This window comes from Variovorax glucosi, assembly GCF_051216695.1.
Taxonomy (GTDB): domain Bacteria; phylum Pseudomonadota; class Gammaproteobacteria; order Burkholderiales; family Burkholderiaceae_C; genus Variovorax.
In genome coordinates, this window is the sequence record NZ_JBPJZE010000461.1 from 1 (window position 1) to 1,001 (window position 1,001).

A 1,001-nucleotide genomic window follows, 5' to 3' on the forward strand; every position below is an offset into this window, starting at 1 on the left:
CCATCCGCATCGCATGCTGTCGTTCACCAGCATCATGTCGACCACCGGCGCTCCGGGCCTGCCGCCACCCACGCCCGAGGCAATGGCCGTGCTGTTCACGCCTTCGCCGACCACCTTCGAGGCCTACCTGCCGCACTACGCCAAGGTGTGGCGCGTGCTGCGCGGCCCGTCCGACTTTCCGCTCGACGAGGCGCGCGACGCCGAAAAGGCCCAGCTCGTGTTCCTGCGCGGACTCAACCCGGCCGGCGTGGCGCGGCAGCTCGCGGCCATCCTGGCCTCGGGCAATCGCAAACCCGCGCTGCGCGACGTGCGCGTGCCCACGCTGGTGATCCACGGCGACGCCGATCCGCTGGTGCCGGTGGCCTGCGGCGTGGACGTGGCCGATGCCATTCCGGGCGCGCAGCTGCTGCGCATTCCGCGCATGGGCCACGCACTGCCCATTCCGATGTGGCCGCAGATCGTCGATGCCATTGCCGCGCACACGGCGCACACGGCGCACACGACGCGACACGCGAACACCTGAGACGACAACGACAAACAAGGGAGCACCAGCCATGAACAAGTTCTCCCCGCTCGACCCGATGGCGATGTGGCGCGAGCTCACTGCCCAGTGGGAAAAGAGCACCAACGAATTCGCCAACGAAGCCATGTCCTCGGACCCGTTCCGCCAGGGCATGCACGGCGGCATGAACGCCTCGCTCACCGCGCAGAAAGCGCTGGGCGACGTGATGGCGCGCTACCTGACGCTGCTGAACCTGCCCACGCGCGCCGACCTCCAGGTGCTGGGCGAGCAACTGCAACGCATCGACGACCATCTCGCGCGCATCGCCCGCGCGGTGGAAGGCGGTGCCGGCCCCGCGCCGACCGCGCAAGCCGCTGCGCCGAAGCCGCGACGCACGCGCCAGCCGCCGAGCCCGCCGCCGGCCGCAACGGCGAAGCCGGCCCGCACGCGCAAGCCAGCAGCAGGAAAGCGCCCCACATGACCACCGCCCTCGATGCCT

At 70.4% G+C, this 1,001-nt stretch carries 2 protein-coding genes; both read left to right on the plus strand.

Annotated features, from left to right (window positions below):
• Window positions 1–523: alpha/beta fold hydrolase (locus ACSFA3_RS26520; protein ID WP_435508265.1), on the plus strand; the 523-nt coding region annotated here is incomplete at its 5' end.
• A 31-nt stretch (window positions 524–554) separates the two neighbouring features.
• Entirely contained in the window at window positions 555–983 is a 429-nt protein-coding gene (locus tag ACSFA3_RS26525; RefSeq protein ID WP_435465966.1) for a hypothetical protein, read from the plus strand.
• Window positions 984–1,001: the final 18 nt, after the last annotated feature.